This is a genomic window from Sinorhizobium sp. 22678, assembly GCF_052044265.1.
Lineage (GTDB): Bacteria > Pseudomonadota > Alphaproteobacteria > Rhizobiales > Rhizobiaceae > Sinorhizobium > Sinorhizobium meliloti_A.
The window spans coordinates 200,904-217,590 of sequence record NZ_JBQEMS010000001.1 but is presented as its reverse complement, the minus strand read 5'-3'; the positions used below and the strand labels follow the sequence as shown (position 1 = coordinate 217,590).

Below are 16,687 nucleotides of genomic sequence, written 5' to 3'. Positions count from 1 at the left end.
TCGGCAAGGCGGCCAGGGAAAGAGAAGGAACAGGACTATGGCCATCAACTTGCAGAAGCCGGACATTACCGAGCTGAAGCCGCGTATCACGGTCTTCGGCGTCGGCGGCGGCGGCGGCAACGCCGTCAACAACATGATCACCGCCGGGCTCCAGGGCGTCGATTTCGTCGTCGCCAACACGGATGCCCAGGCACTCACCATGACCAAGGCCGAGCGGATCATCCAGATGGGTGTCGCCGTCACCGAAGGTCTTGGTGCCGGCTCGCAGCCGGAAGTCGGCCGTGCGGCCGCTGAAGAATGCATCGACGAGATCATCGATCACCTGCAGGGCACGCATATGTGCTTCGTCACCGCCGGCATGGGCGGCGGCACCGGCACGGGCGCTGCTCCGATCGTCGCCCAGGCTGCCCGCAACAAGGGTATCCTCACCGTCGGCGTCGTCACCAAGCCGTTCCATTTCGAAGGCGGACGCCGCATGCGGATCGCCGACCAGGGTATTTCCGATCTTCAGAAGTCGGTCGACACCCTGATCGTCATCCCGAACCAGAACCTCTTCCGCATCGCCAATGACAAGACGACCTTCGCGGACGCCTTCGCCATGGCCGATCAGGTTCTTTATTCCGGCGTCGCCTGCATCACCGACCTCATGGTCAAGGAAGGCCTCATCAACCTCGACTTCGCCGACGTCCGTTCGGTGATGCGCGAAATGGGCCGCGCCATGATGGGTACGGGCGAAGCCTCCGGCGAAGGCCGCGCAATGGCCGCTGCGGAAGCTGCGATCGCCAACCCGCTGCTCGACGAAACCTCGATGAAGGGCGCTCAAGGCCTGCTCATCTCCATCACCGGTGGACGCGACCTCACGCTCTTCGAGGTGGATGAGGCTGCGACGCGTATCCGCGAGGAGGTCGATCCGGACGCCAACATCATTCTCGGTGCGACCTTCGACGAGGAACTCGAAGGCCTCATTCGGGTTTCGGTCGTCGCGACCGGCATCGACCGCACGGCCGCGGAGGTGGCCGGCCGCTCCGCCGACTTTCGTCCGGTAGCGCCGAAGCCGATCGTCCGCCCGTCCGCCGCCGTTCCGGCCCAGCCGCAGCCGACTGTTTCGCTGCAGCCGGCCCCGCAGCCGCAGCCGGTGCAGCAGCCGCTCCAGCAGCAGCAGAATGTCGACCACATCGCGCTCGCCATTCGCGAAGCCGAAATGGAGCGCGAACTCGACATCGCTGCGCGCACCCAGGTCGCCGCACCGCAGCCGCAGCCCCAACTGCAGGAAGAGACCTTCCGTCCGCAGAGCAAGCTTTTCGCAGGCGTCGCTCCGGCGGAGGCCGCACCGGTCATGCGGCCGGCGCAGCCGGCACCGCGCCCGGTCGAGATGCAGGCGCCCGTTCAGCCGCAGATGCAGGCACAGCCGGTCCGGCAGGAGCCCACCCCGGTCGTGCGGCAGCAGGCCCAGCCGGTACGCATGCCGAAGGTTGAGGACTTTCCGCCGGTCGTGAAGGCGGAAATGGATCACCGGACGCAGCCGGCGCCTGTGCATCAGGAGGAACGCGGACCGATGGGACTCCTGAACCGGATCACGAGCTCGCTCGGGCTGCGTGAACGGGAAGCGACGAATGTCTCGTCCGACATGACCGCCGCCGCACCAAGCGCCGCCTCGCAACAGCGCCGGCCGCTTTCGCCGGAAGCCAGCCTCTATGCGCCGCGTCGCGGCCAGCTCGACGATCACGGTCGCGCTGCGCCTCAGATGCGGTCGCATGAAGACGATCAGCTCGAAATTCCGGCGTTCCTGCGCCGCCAGTCGAGCTGATACCTGCGGCGCCGTGCGTCCGATCGGACGCGCAACGTCGCCGTGGTACTTTCAGTCGCCGCAGTTTTTCCTGAGCCGGCTCCGGTTCGAGGAAACATGCGGAGACTGTTCCTTCACCTTGCCGATGCCCGGGCGCCAGCCCGGGCATTTTTCGATTTCCCGCGGGAAATCAGATGCTTATCATTTGCATTGCGCGCATATGAATTGCGTAACAAACCGAAACGAACAGTGATTTGGAATGGTGTCTCCAAACTCTTATTTTCATCATCGGAATTGGGGACGCATACGATTCGATCGGGCGCTGTTAGTTCGAAGACGAGATTTCCGCCGACTGGCGCGGGATCCCGGTACTTCGTCTTGTGTCTTGAGCAACGTGGCACCCTCTAGGATTTTGGCCGAAGGCCGCCTTGATTGAAAGTGACGAGAATGGGAATCGAACTGCTCGGGTTTCAGACGACGATTGCAAACCCGATAACCCTCAAGGGAATTGGCGTTCACTCCGGTGCGGAAGTCGAGATCACCTTCCAGCCGGCCGATGCCGACGCCGGGATCGTGTTCCAGCGTGTGCTTGCCGGCGGCCGGGTGAGCGAATTCCGGGCCGTCTCTTCGCAGGTCGGCAACACCGATCTGTGCACCGTCCTTGGCCTCTCGCCGGCGACCTCGATCGCGACGATCGAGCATGTCATGGCGGCGGTCTACGCGCTCGGCCTCGACAACCTGTCGATCGAGGTGCATGGCGCCGAAATGCCGATCATGGATGGCAGCTCCGCCCCCTTTATCGAGGCGATCGAGCAGGCAGGTATTCAATCGCTTGCCGAGAAGCGCCGCTATATCCGCATCCTAAAGCCGGTGCGTATCGAATCGGGCGCTTCCTGGTCGGAATTCACGCCCTATGACGGCATGCGCTTCGAAGTCGAGATCGATTTCGACTGCCCGCTGATCGGCCGTCAGGCATGGAAGGGCGACATGACGCCTTCCGTTTTCAAACGGGAGCTGTCGCGGGCGCGTACTTTCGGCTTCATGCGCGATGTGGAGCGCCTTTGGGCAGGCGGTTTCGCGCTCGGCTCGTCACTCGAAAACTCCGTGGTAATCTCGGACGACAACGCGGTCATCAATGTGGAGGGACTGCGGTATACGGACGAGTTCGTCCGCCACAAGACCCTCGACGCCGTAGGCGATCTTTCGCTGGCGGGCGCTCCCTTCCTCGGCTGCTACCGCTCCTATCGCGGCGGGCACCGGATGAATGCCAATGCCCTCAAGGCATTGCTCAGCGATCCGACCGCCTATGAGGTGGTGGAAACGGCAACGCCGCGTCAGCGCACCCGTTCGCGGGACATGGTGGCGGTTGCCGCGCCGGGCTTCGCGCCCTGGTCCGCCTGACGGCATAGGACATTCTTCTCCAGTCGCCGGCCGAAAGGCCGGCATTTTTATGATGATTCGATCGTTGCCCCGAGTAACGCGTGTTCTTCGGCACCGATTTTCACGGTGCCAGAGGCGCTTTACACATCTGAAAAGGGGTGCAGCCCTGCAGGGCGCCACAAATTTGCATGAATTGCCGATCATGACGTTGCGGTCTTGAGGTAACTTGCTCTAAAACGCGCAAGTCTGGCGCGATGCTGGGCGCTGAGTGAAACGGGAATATCCGATGGTTCTTGCAGTTTCTGTCGACATAAGAAGATCAGCGCGCGTCGCCGCGGTCGTTCTTGCGGCTATCGCCGGCTCCAGTCTGATCACGGCCTGCCAGAACGATCCGGACATCGACATCACCAAACTCACGGCCGAGACCGATCCGCCGGACGTGCTCTACAACCAGGGCCTCGCAAACCTGAACGCCGGCAAGACGACGGAAGCGGCGCGGAAGTTCGAGGCGATCGACAAGCAGCATCCGTTCTCCGAATATGCCCGCAAAGCGCTGGTCATGAATGCATTCGTTTCCTATCGCAACGGCCAGTATCAGGACGCGATCAACTCGACCAACCGTTATCTGAACCTTTATCCGCAGTCGGAAGACGCGGCCTACGCGCAATATATCCAGGGCCTTGCCTATACGAAGCAGATTCCGTCGGTGACGCAGGATCAAAGACCTGCGGCAAAGGCGATCGAGGCGATGCAGGTCGTCGTCGACAAGTATCCGGACTCCGAATATGTCGACGATGCGCAGGCAAAGATCCGCTTTGCACGCGACCAGCTCGCCGGCAAGGAGATGCAGGTCGGCCGCTATTATCTCGAGCGCAAGGAATATCTTGCGGCGATTTCACGCTTCCGCACCGTCGTTGAGCGATATCCGACCACCAATCAGGTCGAGGAAGCGCTCGCCCGTCTCGTCGAAGCCTATTATGCGATGGGCGTGACTGGGGAAGCCCAGACGGCGGCAGCGGTTCTCGGGCATAACTACCCCGACAGCCAATGGTATGCCGACTCCTACAAGCTGCTGCAATCCGGCGGGCTTGAGCCGCGCGAAACCGGCACGTCCTGGATCGCGCGCGCGGGAAAGAACCTCATCGGCGCGTGATTTTCCCGGCGCCCGACAACGAAGATATGAAACCGGATGCTCGCCCAGCTCGCGATCCGCGATATCGTCCTGATCGAACGGCTTGACCTCAGCTTCGATGCCGGGCTTTCGGTGCTGACCGGCGAAACCGGCGCGGGCAAATCCATCCTTCTCGACAGTCTGTCGCTCGCGCTGGGCGGCCGCGGCGACGGTTCGCTCGTGCGTCACGGCGAGGACAGGGGCCAGGTTACCGCTGTCTTCGACGTTCCCGCCGGCCATGCGGCGCGGCTCTTCCTGCGCGAGAACGGCATCGACGACGACGGCGATCTGATCTTCCGCCGTGTGCAATCGGCCGACGGCCGCACCAAGGCGTTCATCAACGACCAGCCGGTGAGCGTCCAGCTGATGCGGCAGGTCGGCCAGACGCTCGTTGAAATTCACGGCCAGCACGACGATCGGGCGCTTGTCGACACCGACGCGCACCGCACGCTGCTCGACGCTTTCGGCGGCACGACCGAAGCTGCGGAAGACGTCGCGACCTTCTATCGCGGCTGGAAGGATGCCGAGCGCGGTCTGAAGAAACACCGCGAGAAGGTGGAGGCAGCAGCCCGCGAGGCGGACTATCTGCGTTCCTCCGTCGAGGAACTCGAGACGCTTTCGCCACGCGACGGCGAAGAGGAGGAACTCGCCGAGAGCCGGGCCCGCATGATGAAGGTCGAGCGCATTGCCGGAGACATCAGCGAGGCATCCGAGTTTCTGAACGGCAACGCCTCGCCGGTACCGCTCATCGCGTCGCTCGTCCGGCGGCTCGAACGCAAGAGCCATGAGGCACCCGGCCTGCTCGAAGAGACGGTCGAGCTTCTGGACGGGGCGCTGAACCAGCTCGCGGATGCCCAGATGGCGGTCGAGCGCGCGCTCCGCAACACGGAATTCGATCCGAAGGAACTCGAGCGCGTCGAGGAGCGGCTTTTTGCTCTGCGGGCCGCGAGCCGCAAATATTCGGTTCCCGTCACCGAACTGCCGGCACTTGCCGCGCGGATGATCGCAGATCTTGCCGATCTCGACGCCGGCGAGGAGAAGCTGAAGCATCTGGAAATACAGGTCGCCGAGGCCAGAGCGGCCTTCGACGTTGCGGCCCGCTCGCTTTCCGAGAAGCGCCACAATACGGCTGCTGCGCTTTCGGCCGCCGTCATGGAAGAACTGCCTGCGCTGAAGCTCGAACGCGCCCGCTTCATGGTGGAGGTGACGAGCGACCCGGGATCGCCGACGGCCGACGGGATCGATGCGGTCGAATTCCACGTCCAGACCAATCCCGGCACCAGGCCGGGGCCGATCATGAAGGTCGCTTCGGGTGGCGAGCTCTCGCGCTTCCTGCTGGCGCTGAAAGTGGCGCTTGCCGACCGCGGGTCGGCGCCGACGCTCGTCTTCGACGAGATCGATACCGGCGTCGGCGGCGCCGTGGCGGATGCGATCGGCCAGCGCCTGAAGCGACTTTCGAAAACCGTGCAGGTGCTTTCCGTCACCCATGCGCCGCAGGTTGCCGCGCGTGCGGCGACGCATCTCCTGATTTCGAAGGGGCCCTCCGCGGAAAAGACCGAGATGATCGCGACCCGCGTCGCCCGCATGGACGAAGCGGCACGCACGGAAGAGATCGCCCGCATGCTCGCCGGCGCCTCGATTACCGAGGAGGCAAGGGCTGCGGCTGCGCGATTGCTCGCCGGCAACGGTTGAATAGCCCTCACTTTTCTTCGTGTCGGTTACCCTCAAATCGATTCCGATTTTAAGAATCATGCAGTAAAAGCGACTCCAAAGTTCTGGAGCCGCATCCATGCTGAATCGAACAAAACCCGTCGAACAATTGAACGAAGCGGAAGCTGCCGAGGAACTCGCCTTCCTGGCGGCGGAGCTTGCCCGCCACGACGTACTCTATCACGGCAAGGATGCTCCGGAGATTTCGGATGCGGACTACGACGGGCTGAAGCGGCGGAACGATCTCATCGAAGAGCGCTTTCCGGCACTCGTCCGCGAGGACAGCCCCTCGCGGAAGGTCGGTGCCGTGCCCTTGCTCACCTTCGCGCCCGTCGCCCATGCGCGGCCGATGCTGTCGCTCGACAATACTTTCTCGGACGAGGACGCCCGCGCATTCGTCGCCGGCGTCTACCGCTTCCTCGGCCAGCTCCCGGACGGCTCGATCGCTTTCACGGCCGAGCCGAAGATCGACGGGCTATCCATGTCGCTGCGCTACGAAAACCGGCGGCTCGTCACGGCTGCGACCCGCGGCGACGGCACGACCGGGGAAAACGTCACGGCCAATGTTCGCACCATCGGCATGATCCCGCAGACGCTTCCCGCCGACGCGCCTGACGTCGTCGAGATCCGCGGCGAGATCTACATGGCGAAATCGGACTTCGCCGCGCTCAATGCCGAAATGGCGGCGCAGGGCAGGCCGCTCTACGTCAACCCGCGCAATACGGCGTCGGGTTCGCTCCGTCAGCTGGACGCGAAGGTGACGGCGAACCGCAAGCTGCGCTTCTTCGCCTATGCCTGGGGCGAGATTTCGGCGATGCCTGCGGATACGCAGCTCGGCATGGTGGAGACCTTCAAGGCCTGGGGATTCCCGGTCAACCCGCTGATGCAGCGCTTCTTCTCCGCCGACGCGCTCCTGGAGCACTATCACCATATCGAGCGGGAGCGTCCGGACCTCGACTACGACATCGACGGCGTCGTCTACAAGGTCGACCGGCTCGATCTGCAGGCCAGGCTCGGCTTCCGCTCGCGCAGTCCGCGCTGGGCAACGGCGCACAAGTTTCCGGCCGAACAGGCGTTCACGCGTCTGAAGGGCATCGACATTCAGGTCGGCCGTACCGGCGCCCTGACGCCCGTCGCGCGGCTGGAGCCGATCACGGTCGGGGGCGTCGTCGTCACTAACGCGACGCTGCATAACGAGGATTACATCCGGGGCGTCGGCAACACCGGCGAACCGATCCGCGATGGGCGCGACGTCCGCATCGGCGACATGGTGATCGTCCAGCGGGCAGGGGACGTGATCCCTCAGATCGTCGACGTGGTGATGGACGAGCGGCCGGAAGGCGCCGAGCCCTACAGGTTTCCCACGACGTGCCCCATCTGCGGCAGCCATGCGGTGCGCGACATCAACGAAAAGACCGGCAAGGTGGATGCCGTGCGCCGCTGCACGGGCGGTTTCGTCTGCCGTGCGCAGGCGGTCGAGCATCTGAAGCATTTCGTCTCGCGCAATGCCTTCGACATCGAAGGCCTCGGCTCCAAGCAGATCGAGTTCTTCTTCGAAAGCGAGGACGAGAATCTGAGGATCCGCACCGCCCCCGAGATCTTCACGCTCGAACGCCGCCAGGAGCAATCGCTCAACAAGCTCGAGAACATCGATGGATTCGGCAAGGTAAGCGTCCGCAAGCTGTACGAGGCGATCAATGCCCGCCGCTCGATAGCGCTTCATCGCCTGATCTATGCGCTTGGCATCCGCCATGTGGGCGAGACCACCGCCAAGCTGCTTGCGCGTTCCTATGGCAGCTACGAGCATTTCGGGGCGGCCATGACCGAGGCGGCAGGCTTTTCGGGAGATGCCTGGAACGAGCTGAACAGCATCGACGGCATTGGCGAGGTGGTCGCTCGCGCCATTGTCGAGTTCTACAAGGAGCCGCGCAACCTGAAGGTCGTTTCCGAGCTGCTGCGCGAAGTTACGCCCGAAAGCGCGGCATTGCCCGTGGCGATCGACAGCCCCGTCGCCGGCAAGACGGTCGTCTTCACGGGATCGCTGGAGAAGATGACGCGCGAGGAGGCGAAGGCGAAGGCGGAGAGTCTGGGCGCCAAGGTGGCGGGATCGGTATCGAAGAAGACCGACATCGTCGTTGCCGGCCCGGGCGCCGGCTCGAAGCTCGACAAGGCCCGCGAACTCGGCGTACAGACGATGGACGAGGACGAGTGGCTGGCGTTGATCGGCGGGTAGCGTATTTTGTTTCTCCCGCAAGCGGGGCGAAGGGGATTCGCGGCGCCCCTTTCAGTCCCTTCTCCCCATGGACGGGGGGAGAAGGTGCCGGCAGGCGGATGAGAGCGATGCCGCGCGACCCGTTGGTTTAGATCGTCACGCCTGCTGCTCAGCCGACATGTCCATCCACATGAACTCCCAGACGTGGCCGTCCAGGTCCTGGAAGCTGATGCCGTACATGAAGCCATAGTCGATCGCCGGCTTCCATGGCTTGCCGCCCGCGGCAATAGCCTTGTCGAACATGTCGTCGCATTCGGCACGGCTTCCGGCGGAGAGCGCGGTGATGACTTCGGTGCCCTTCGCCGTGTCGCTGATCTCGCCGACGATGAAGCTACGGAACTTCGGCTCGGTCAGAAGCATGGCGAAGATATTGTCGTCGATGACCATGCAGGCGGCGGTCTCGTCGGAAAACTGCTCGTTGAATGTAAAGCCCAAAGCGGAGAAGAAGGACCGCGAGGCTTTCAGATCCTTGACCGGCAGGTTGACGAAAATCATGCGCATGGGGTGCTCCTTGTTGAAGATGGTTTCGCTTCGATGAGCCAAGGACGAAGACATGTGCCGCGTGCCGACAGGTCTCGTTGAATTTTGCGACCCCCTCGTACTCGACCGCGGTCTGAGACGCCGATCAGGTGCGGCGCTTCGAATTTGAGCCCATTTCCGTTTGTGTTTTTGCGCTGCACAAGATAGATCTTGCAGCCAAAATTTGTGCAATTGCCTTTTCGCGGGGCTGGCGCCCGCAGCCGCGCGTCTTATCGGACGCGCAACTGTCGCTGTAGCATTTTGACGATGCAGGAGCCATATCGGCGAAGCGGGGCGTGTCTGACGTCCCGGCGGATTGGAGGGTCCGAAATGAAAACCATGAGCACCATCGCCGAACTGCGAGAGGCCCTTGCCGAGCATCGGCGCGCGGGCAGGTCCGTCGGACTGGTCCCCACCATGGGCTATCTTCATGTCGGCCATATGGAACTCGTGCGCCGCGCCCGCGGCGAGAACGACGTGGTCGTTGCCAGCATATTCGTCAATCCGCTGCAGTTCGGCGCGAACGAGGATCTTGGCAAATACCCGCGCGACCTCGCCCGTGATCGGGCGCTGCTGACCGATGGCGGCGTCGATTTCCTTTTTGCACCCGGCGTTTCCGACATGTATCCGCGGCCGATGGAAACGGTGGTCGACGTGCCGAAGCTCGGCTCCGAGCTCGAAGGCGCGGTGAGGCCCGGCCATTTCGCAGGCGTTGCGACCGTCGTCACCAAACTCTTCAACATCGTCCAGCCGGACCGCGCCTATTTCGGCGAAAAGGATTTCCAGCAGCTCCAGATCATCCGGCGCATGGTCGAGGATCTGGCGCAGCCCGTTACGGTCATCGGCGTACCGACGGTGCGCGAGGAGGACGGTCTCGCCTGTTCGTCGCGCAACGTCTATCTGACGGCACAAGAGCGGCGTGCAGCCGCGATCGTGCCGAAGGCGCTGGACGAGGCCGAGCGGCTGATCGCAAGCGGCGTCACCGAACCGGCCGAAATCGAGAAGGGTGTCTTGGAGTTTCTCGCCGGCGAACCCCTGGCGCGGCCCGAAGTGGTGGCGCTGCGCGACCCGGAAACGCTTGAGCCTATCGGCGAGATCGGAGAAAAGCCGGTCCTGCTCCTGCTCTTCGTCCGCTTCGGCACCACGAAGCTGCTCGACAACCGCGTCATAGCCCCGAAATCCGCCCGTTTTGCAAAGGTAGCCTGAGAATGAGCGTCCAGACCACGAAACGGCGGCTCAGCCCCGCCAGCATCGAAGCCCTGAAGGGTGAGCGCCCGATCGTCAGCCTGACGGCCTATACGACGCCGATCGCACGGCTTCTCGATCCTCATGTGGATTTCCTCCTCGTCGGCGATTCGCTCGGCATGGTTCTCTACGGCCTCGATACGACCGTCGGCGTCACGCTCGACATGATGATTGCGCATGGCCAGGCGGTCATGCGCGGTTCGGAGCGCTGTTGTGTCGTCGTCGACCTGCCTTTCGGCGCCTATCAGGAATCCAAGGAACAGGCCTTCCGCAGCGCCGCGCGCATCCTGAAGGAAACGGGCTGCAGCGCAGTGAAGCTCGAGGGCGGGGCCGAGATGGCCGAGACGGTCGAATTTCTTGTCAGCCGTGGCATTCCGGTGCTCGGCCATGTGGGCTTGATGCCGCAGCTCGTCAACACGACGGGCGGCTATCGCTCGGTCGGGCGCAACGAGAAGGAAGTGGCCAAGATCCGCCGCGACGCCAAGGCGATCGACGATGCCGGCGCTTTCGCCATCGTGGTCGAAGGAACGGTGGAGCCGGTCGCCCGCGAGATCACCGCCACGCTGCGCGCGCCGACCATCGGCATCGGCGCTTCGCCGGCCTGCGACGGCCAGATCCTGGTATCGGACGACATGCTGGGTCTTTTCAACGATTTCAAACCGCGCTTCGTCAAGCACTTCGCCGAACTGGCGCCGACGATCTCAAAGGCGGCGGAGGCCTATGCCAACGAGGTGAAGGCGCGCACTTTTCCAGGCATAGAGCACACGTTTCAGGTAAAGCGCTGACGTGTCGGGGCGGGCGCGTTCCTTGCGTCCGCCTTCTTATGGTTGGCCGGCCGAGCACCTGGTCTTGCGTGCGCTTGGAATGACGCGCGTCCAACCATCAGAAAATTCAATCGCCGCATCAGAGTAATTGAATTGTCGCGATGTGCGGCAGCCCCTATCTGTCCGGCAGGCAATCTGCCGGCATGCTCGTTACGAGCGGCCCCCGCGGGAGAATTTCATGAGCAGAGGCGATTTCCGGGAAGGGCTTCGCGGCGGCTTTCCGATCATGCTGGCGGCATCGCCCTTCGGCGCGCTTTTCGGGGCGCTTGCGGTGGATAACGGTTTTTCGATTGCCGATGCGGTATTCATGAGCGCCACCGTCTATGCGGGTGCAAGCCAGATGGTCGGCATAGAACTCTTCGGAAGCAACGTGCAGCCCTGGCTCGTGGTGCTCTCGGTCTTTGCGGTCAACTTCCGCCACGTGCTCTATTCCGCTTCTCTCGCCAAGCACATCCGCCATTTCAGCTTCGCTCAAAAGCTGATCGCCTTCTTTCTGCTCGTGGATCCGCAATATGCAGAGACCGAACAGCGCGGCGAGCGCGGATTGCCGGTCACCTTCGCCTGGTATGCGGGCTTCGGCGTCGTGATCTATGTTCCATGGATCATCAATACGCTGATCGGTGCGATTTTCGGGCAGCTGATCGGCGATCCCAAGGCGATCGGTCTCGACGTGCTCCTCCCGATCTACTTTCTAGGGCTGGTGATGAGCTTCCGCACACGCGACCGTTTTCTGCCGATCGTGGCCGTGAGCGCCGTCGCCTCGGTGGCGGCAATGCATTTCGTCGGCTCCCCCTGGCATGTCAGCATCGGCGCGCTTGCCGGCATCGTGCTTGCGGCCTGTATGCCGCCGAAGCGGCCGGCGATCAAAGCCCAGGCCGTGGAAAAGGAGGCCTGATCCTTGGACGCGCAACACCTCGATCTGCTCTATCTCATCGTTGCGGCCGCGGTCGCCACCTATGTCACGCGCTTCGGTGGCTACGTGCTCATCACGCAGCTGAAGTACATTCCCCCGCGGATCGAATCTGCGTTGAACGCAGTCCCCGCGGCTGTATTGACGACGCTGGTGGCGCCTGCCTTCGTCTATGGTGGCATCGACGTCGCCGCAGCGATGCTCGTCGCCTTCGTCATCGGGCTGCGCTTCTCGACGCTTCGTATGCTGCTCGTCGGCTGGATCGCGGTCATGGCGATCCGGTACCTGATCATGTAGGTTCCCGCCCGCCTGAGCACGGGTCCGGCCGCTCGGATTGGCGCCGGGCCGGTTCTGGACTATCATCCTCTCGTTGCCGGGGAGGCAGCCGCCCCCCGGCCCACGGAGGAGCGACCATGATTACCAGAATTTCCGTTGCGCTGTTTCTCGCGCTTGCGCCTGTCCCCGCTTTTGCGAATCAGTGCCCCTCCATGATGCAGGCCATCGATGCGGCCATGCCCAACGCATCATTGTCCGAGGCCGACATGGCCAAGGTGAAACAGTTGCGCCAGCAGGGCGAAGACTTGCACAAGGCCGGCGACCATGCGGGCTCGGAAGCAGCGCTCGGCCAAGCCAAGACGATGCTCGGTATCTGACTGGGAACGCGCCGTGATTCGGCATTCAGACGATTGTCGGATGAAGGCCTGTCGAGATTCGGGCTACCCGCCGCGGCTTTTTTGATCGCCTCGTCCCTGTGCTCGTCGCGCCGCAGGCGCGGCGCTGCCCTCATCTCTGTGACATGCGCAGGATGAGGAAGGAGAAGAGATTGCAGTCCCGAAAAGTTTCCTGCAGCGACCTTTGTGTGTCTTATGAGACGCTCCAAGGCTGCGATCCAGTAAAATTCGCGGGTTACGCGAAAGCGTCGCCGCAAATATAACCATGCTGTTGGTTGAGAAATCGACCCTCCCAACGGAGGCCCGGCGGTACCCCAGCCCCAGCCCACACCGCCGGGCCGCCCGGTTCCGAGCTACCGCGCGATTGCTTCCGTAGCATTGGCCAGCCAGTCTCTCGTCTCCGCGTCCGACAGCAGCGGCATCAGCTTTTCCCGCGTTTCCGCGTGGTAGGCATTCAGCCAGTCGAGCTCGTCGTCGGTCAGCAGGGCGGGAAGGACGAGCCGGCGATCGATCGGGCAGAAGGTCAGCGTGCCGAAGCCGAGCATCGGCTGGTCGCCGCCATCGATCTCCTCCGGCTGGCGGACGACGACGAGATTCTCGATGCGGATGCCGAAGGCACCGGGGCGATAGTAACCGGGTTCGTTGGACAGGATCATGCCCGGCAGCAATTCCTGCGTGGCAAGCCGGGCAATGCGCTGCGGTCCTTCGTGGACCGAGAGATAGGAGCCGACACCGTGGCCGGTCCCGTGCGCATAATCGGCGCCCGCCTTCCACAGTGCGATCCGGGCGAGCGGATCGAGATCGACGCCGCGTGACCCCTTCGGGAAGCGCGCCGTGCTGATTGCGATCATGCCCTTGAGCACGAGCGTGAAGAATCGCTTCTGTTCTTCCGGCACCGCGCCGATCGCGACCGTGCGGGTGATGTCGGTCGTGCCGTTGATGTATTGCGCGCCGGAGTCGATCAGGAACATGGTACCCGCCTCGATCCGCCGGTCGGTTTCGTTCGTGACCCGGTAATGCATGATTGCGGCATGCGAACCGGCGCCGGCGATCGTGTCGAAAGAAACGTCCTTCAAGGGGTTCTGCATGCGCTCGCCGACGGCCGCGCGCATCGCCTCCAATTGCCTGGTTGCACCGATTTCGGTGACGCTGCCGGGCTCCCGCGCGTCCAGCCAGGCGAGGAACTCGACCATCGCCGCACCATCCTGCAGGTGCGCCCGGGTCGATCCGGCGATCTCGGCTGCATTCTTGCAGGCGCGTGGCAGGCGGGCGGGATCGACCGCCTCGACCACCGAACCTTCCTTCCTGCGAATCAGCTCGCCGATCGCAAAGGGGGCGAGATCCGGATCGATCATGATGGCTGCGCCGGTTGAGGCGAGGGCGGCGAGCCGATCGTCGAAGGTAGCAGGCGCCATTATATCGGCGAGCTGCGTCAGGTAGGCCTCCTGCTCGATGCCGGTCTTGCGTTTGTCGAGGAAAAGCTCGGCGCTGCCGTCCGCATGGACGATGGCGCGTGCCAGCGGGTGCGGCGTGTGCGGCACGTCACTGCCACGGATGTTGAAGGTCCAGGCGACGGAGGAGGGATCGGTAAGTATGACGGCCGCGGCCTTCGCCTTTGACACGCCCGCCGCGATCTCCGCTATCTTGTCTCTTGCCAATTGTCCCGCATGCTCGACCGGCTGGATCGTCACAGGGCCGAGCGGCGCTGCGGGACGATCGGTCCAGAGCCGGTCGAGCGGATTGTGGTCGAGGAGGACGACACTGCCGCCGACCGCCGTCAGCGCCTTTTCGAGCCGGCGAACTTCCGCCGCGGTGTGCAGCCAAGGATCGATGCCGAGGCGGAAGCCCTTGGGTCCATGGCGCTCCAGCCAAACATGCGGCGGTTCGCCGATGAGATCGCCGCCGGTGAAGACGCTGCCGTCCACCTGCTCCTTGAGCTGGGTTACATAACGGCCGTCGACGAAGACGATCGCTTCGCGCTGCGTCACGAGCGCTACACCGGCCGAACCGGTAAAGCCCGTCAGCCACGACAGCCGCTCGGAACTGCGGGGCACATACTCCCCTTGAAATTCGTCGGCACGCGGCACGAGGAAGCCATCGACGCCCAGGGTTGCGAGGGCGGCACGCAGGGCGGTGGTTCTCTCCTTGCCGAACTGGGGCGTGGAGGTGACTTCGAAGGATTGGAACATGGACTTTCCCGGTAAGCTTGGCGGAGAACCGCAGGTGAGACGAGCATGTTAATGCATCTCTTCCAAAAGTGTGCAGCGGTTTTGGGGTAACGACCCGCATAAAATAACAACTTAAGATCCGCTCCCGGAGAGGGAGGCGAAATTCGCGTGAACGTCCGGCACCTCGGGCAGCGCGGGCGGCCATTTGCTCATTTGTAATACATATGCACGAGGCGCATGGCACCCATGCCCGAATGTGGCTTTCTCTATCGGAATTATAGGTTATAAGCCGCCTCAACGAACACGGACGAACGTCCGCCGGTTCAAAAGACTGCAGTTCCGAGAATAGTTGGTCATCTGTTCTCCTCCTCCCTCAGGGTGGCCAGCTTCGGAACGGTAGAGCCCGCTTGAGCGCTCCTCCTCCTCAAGCTCGCGGGTATGGTCGGCCAAAAGCCGGTCAGCAGGCGATGCTTCGGCATCGCCTTTGTTTCGAGAAGGCCGCCCGTCATGATGGACCGGGCGGCCTTTTCGTTTTCTCAGCTCCCGTTTCGGTCGATACGGAGGTTCCTGTGGAAAGAGGCGGTGTCCACGGGAAAACAAATGAAGAACGGTTTGCTTCGTGATATGCCCGCTTACGGTCGACTTGCGAGGATATCTCTCAAACGGAGCATGCAGAGGTAGAGCAGCGATGCTGAAAACCGATACCCGTCAAGCCAATTGGCGCCGTGCCAATCCGGGAAAATATGATGCTCACCTCGCTGTGCAGCGAGCAGTGAAGGCAGGCGAGCTGGAAAAGCAAACGTGCGAGGTTTGCGGGATCGAAGCGGTCGATGCTCATCACGATCAATACGACGAGCCTTTGAAGGTGCGGTGGTTATGCCGCCGACATCACACGAGGCTTCATCATTACGGCGAAGACATGTTCCCGATCAGGGATGCGCTTTAGGGCATTCCAACGTTTCATAGAAACACTGAAGCGGACGCCGCGACCGGACGCGTCTGCGACAAGCGTGACTTATCTGGTCAGATGAATGGTTACCCAGCCATTGCGCCAGATGGTGCACGCGTGTCTGAGGTTCTGGCCGTTATAGGCTGCGAGCACCTTCCAGCGCTGTTCGGCGAGAATGCCCGAGAGGATGACCGAACCGCCCGGAGCGAGATTGGCCACAAGTTGCGGCGCCATCTTCATCAGCGGCCGCGCCAGAATGTTGGCGATGATGAGGTCGAACGGGCCGTTGGCGCTGAAGGTGGTCGAGTGGAAGCCGGGCGCCGTGGCGAAGGTCAAGCCGTTGACGACGCCGTTGCGACGGGCGTTGTCGCCAGCGACGCGGGTTGCGATCGGATCGATGTCGGTTGCGAGCACCGGAACATGCAGGAGCTTCCAGGCGGCGATCGCCAGCACGCCGCTTCCCGTCCCGAGGTCGAGCGCGTTGCGGACAGGCCGGGATCGGGCGACGGAGGCAAGCATTTCGAGGCAGCCGGCGGTCGTGCCGTGATGGCCGGTGCCGAAGGCCTGACCGGCATCGATCTCGATGGCAATCTCGCCCGGCTTCACCTTGTCGCGATCGTGCGAGCCGTGGATGACGAAGCGGCCCGCGCGCACGGGGGCGAGGCCCTCCAGCGACTTGGCGATCCAGTCGACATCCGGCAGCACTTCGCGCTCGATCGGAAGGTGCGAGAATTCGGCTTCGAGTGCCTGAGCGAGGCGTGATCTCACGCTCTCCTCTTCATCCGTCATCATGTAGACGGAGGCCTCCCAGACATCCCGCTTCTCGTCGATCTCCATGGTCGCGATCGCGTAATCGTCTTCTTCGAAGATTGCGCTCATGACGTCGAGGACGGCGGCCGCCTGCTTCTCGGTAGTGGTAACGAAAAGGCGTATCTCGCTCACGGTGCTTTCCTTCGGCATGCAGCCATTCAAAAGGGCCACAGTGGCTTCGGCGCGTCCGATCGGATGCGCGCGCTGTGGGCGGTTCGCCGCTATCATGAATGAGGTACAAAGGCAAAGCGCCGGGATTGCCGGCGCCCGCA

14 protein-coding genes are annotated in these 16,687 nt (G+C 63.0%); 11 read left to right on the top strand and 3 right to left on the bottom strand.

What is annotated here, in order from left to right; all coding sequences use genetic code 11:
• Positions 1 to 37 precede the first annotated feature (37 nt).
• From ftsZ to ligA, 5 genes are all read left to right on the top strand, one after another.
• Positions 38 to 1,807 (top strand): cell division protein FtsZ, encoded by a 1,770-nt coding sequence (gene ftsZ, locus ACTJKL_RS01235; protein ID WP_440851973.1) that lies wholly within the window; start codon positions 38 to 40, stop codon positions 1,805 to 1,807.
• A gap of 426 nt (positions 1,808 to 2,233) precedes the next feature.
• The gene (lpxC, locus tag ACTJKL_RS01230) at positions 2,234 to 3,187 is read left to right on the top strand and encodes a UDP-3-O-acyl-N-acetylglucosamine deacetylase (protein ID WP_018095446.1); all 954 of its coding nucleotides are present in this window, start codon (positions 2,234 to 2,236) and stop codon (positions 3,185 to 3,187) included.
• Between the two features lie 265 nt (positions 3,188 to 3,452).
• The gene (locus ACTJKL_RS01225) at positions 3,453 to 4,319 is read left to right on the top strand and encodes an outer membrane protein assembly factor BamD (protein ID WP_018095445.1); all 867 of its coding nucleotides are present in this window, start codon (positions 3,453 to 3,455) and stop codon (positions 4,317 to 4,319) included.
• Positions 4,320 to 4,355: 36 nt separating this feature from the next.
• Complete coding sequence (recN, locus tag ACTJKL_RS01220) at positions 4,356 to 6,029, top strand: DNA repair protein RecN (protein WP_440851972.1); 1,674 nt, start codon at positions 4,356 to 4,358, stop codon at positions 6,027 to 6,029.
• A gap of 97 nt (positions 6,030 to 6,126) precedes the next feature.
• Entirely contained in the window at positions 6,127 to 8,280 is a 2,154-nt protein-coding gene (ligA, locus tag ACTJKL_RS01215; RefSeq protein ID WP_440851971.1) for an NAD-dependent DNA ligase LigA, read from the top strand.
• Positions 8,281 to 8,415: 135 nt separating this feature from the next.
• On the opposite strand, the gene ACTJKL_RS01210 is transcribed toward ligA, so the two are convergent.
• Positions 8,416 to 8,820, bottom strand: coding sequence for a VOC family protein (locus tag ACTJKL_RS01210; protein ID WP_026168647.1), 405 nt, complete (start codon positions 8,818 to 8,820; stop codon positions 8,416 to 8,418).
• Between the two features lie 348 nt (positions 8,821 to 9,168).
• Here ACTJKL_RS01210 and panC point away from each other — a divergent pair, with 348 nt between their 5' ends.
• The 5 genes from panC to ACTJKL_RS01185 all read left to right on the top strand — a co-directional run bounded on the left by panC (position 9,169) and on the right by ACTJKL_RS01185 (position 12,470).
• Positions 9,169 to 10,044: a pantoate--beta-alanine ligase gene (gene panC, locus ACTJKL_RS01205; protein ID WP_440851970.1), complete on the top strand. Its 876-nt coding sequence runs from the start codon at positions 9,169 to 9,171 to the stop codon at positions 10,042 to 10,044.
• 2 nt (positions 10,045 to 10,046) lie between these two features.
• Positions 10,047 to 10,868, top strand: a complete 822-nt coding sequence (panB, locus tag ACTJKL_RS01200) for a 3-methyl-2-oxobutanoate hydroxymethyltransferase (protein WP_018095440.1) — start codon at positions 10,047 to 10,049, stop codon at positions 10,866 to 10,868.
• Positions 10,869 to 11,085: 217 nt separating this feature from the next.
• A complete protein-coding gene (locus ACTJKL_RS01195; protein ID WP_440851969.1) occupies positions 11,086 to 11,802 on the top strand; it encodes an AzlC family ABC transporter permease in 717 nt (238 codons plus the stop codon).
• A gap of 3 nt (positions 11,803 to 11,805) precedes the next feature.
• Positions 11,806 to 12,114 carry a branched-chain amino acid transport AzlD family protein gene (locus ACTJKL_RS01190; RefSeq protein ID WP_440851968.1) on the top strand — a complete coding sequence of 103 codons (309 nt, stop codon included), beginning with the start codon at positions 11,806 to 11,808 and terminating at the stop codon, positions 12,112 to 12,114.
• Between the two features lie 116 nt (positions 12,115 to 12,230).
• Positions 12,231 to 12,470, top strand: a complete 240-nt coding sequence (locus ACTJKL_RS01185; RefSeq protein WP_100671686.1) for a PA2433 domain-containing protein — start codon at positions 12,231 to 12,233, stop codon at positions 12,468 to 12,470.
• Between the two features lie 371 nt (positions 12,471 to 12,841).
• On the opposite strand, the gene ACTJKL_RS01180 is transcribed toward ACTJKL_RS01185, so the two are convergent.
• Positions 12,842 to 14,677, bottom strand: a complete 1,836-nt coding sequence (locus ACTJKL_RS01180) for an aminopeptidase P family protein (protein WP_440851967.1) — start codon at positions 14,675 to 14,677, stop codon at positions 12,842 to 12,844.
• 667 nt (positions 14,678 to 15,344) lie between these two features.
• Here ACTJKL_RS01180 and ACTJKL_RS01175 point away from each other — a divergent pair.
• Entirely contained in the window at positions 15,345 to 15,602 is a 258-nt protein-coding gene (locus ACTJKL_RS01175; protein WP_003536225.1) for a hypothetical protein, read from the top strand.
• Between the two features lie 69 nt (positions 15,603 to 15,671).
• Here ACTJKL_RS01175 and ACTJKL_RS01170 read toward each other — a convergent pair whose 3' ends face one another.
• Positions 15,672 to 16,547 carry a 50S ribosomal protein L11 methyltransferase gene (locus tag ACTJKL_RS01170; protein WP_198516689.1) on the bottom strand — a complete coding sequence of 292 codons (876 nt, stop codon included), beginning with the start codon at positions 16,545 to 16,547 and terminating at the stop codon, positions 15,672 to 15,674.
• Positions 16,548 to 16,687 lie beyond the last annotated feature (140 nt).

Bases quoted from the DNA above. Each gene is read 5' to 3' on its own strand.
- ftsZ (WP_440851973.1), top strand. From the start codon at position 38: ATGGCCATCAACTTGCAGAAGCCGGACATTACCGAGCTGAAGCCGCGT.
- ACTJKL_RS01195 (WP_440851969.1), top strand. From the start codon at position 11,086: ATGAGCAGAGGCGATTTCCGGGAAGGGCTTCGCGGCGGCTTTCCGATC.
- ACTJKL_RS01180 (WP_440851967.1), bottom strand. From the start codon at position 14,677: ATGTTCCAATCCTTCGAAGTCACCTCCACGCCCCAGTTCGGCAAGGAG.
- lpxC (WP_018095446.1), top strand. From the start codon at position 2,234: ATGGGAATCGAACTGCTCGGGTTTCAGACGACGATTGCAAACCCGATA.
- ACTJKL_RS01225 (WP_018095445.1), top strand. From the start codon at position 3,453: ATGGTTCTTGCAGTTTCTGTCGACATAAGAAGATCAGCGCGCGTCGCC.
- recN (WP_440851972.1), top strand. From the start codon at position 4,356: ATGCTCGCCCAGCTCGCGATCCGCGATATCGTCCTGATCGAACGGCTT.
- panC (WP_440851970.1), top strand. From the start codon at position 9,169: ATGAAAACCATGAGCACCATCGCCGAACTGCGAGAGGCCCTTGCCGAG.
- panB (WP_018095440.1), top strand. From the start codon at position 10,047: ATGAGCGTCCAGACCACGAAACGGCGGCTCAGCCCCGCCAGCATCGAA.
- ACTJKL_RS01175 (WP_003536225.1), top strand. From the start codon at position 15,345: ATGCTGAAAACCGATACCCGTCAAGCCAATTGGCGCCGTGCCAATCCG.
- ligA (WP_440851971.1), top strand. From the start codon at position 6,127: ATGCTGAATCGAACAAAACCCGTCGAACAATTGAACGAAGCGGAAGCT.
- ACTJKL_RS01185 (WP_100671686.1), top strand. From the start codon at position 12,231: ATGATTACCAGAATTTCCGTTGCGCTGTTTCTCGCGCTTGCGCCTGTC.
- ACTJKL_RS01210 (WP_026168647.1), bottom strand. From the start codon at position 8,820: ATGCGCATGATTTTCGTCAACCTGCCGGTCAAGGATCTGAAAGCCTCG.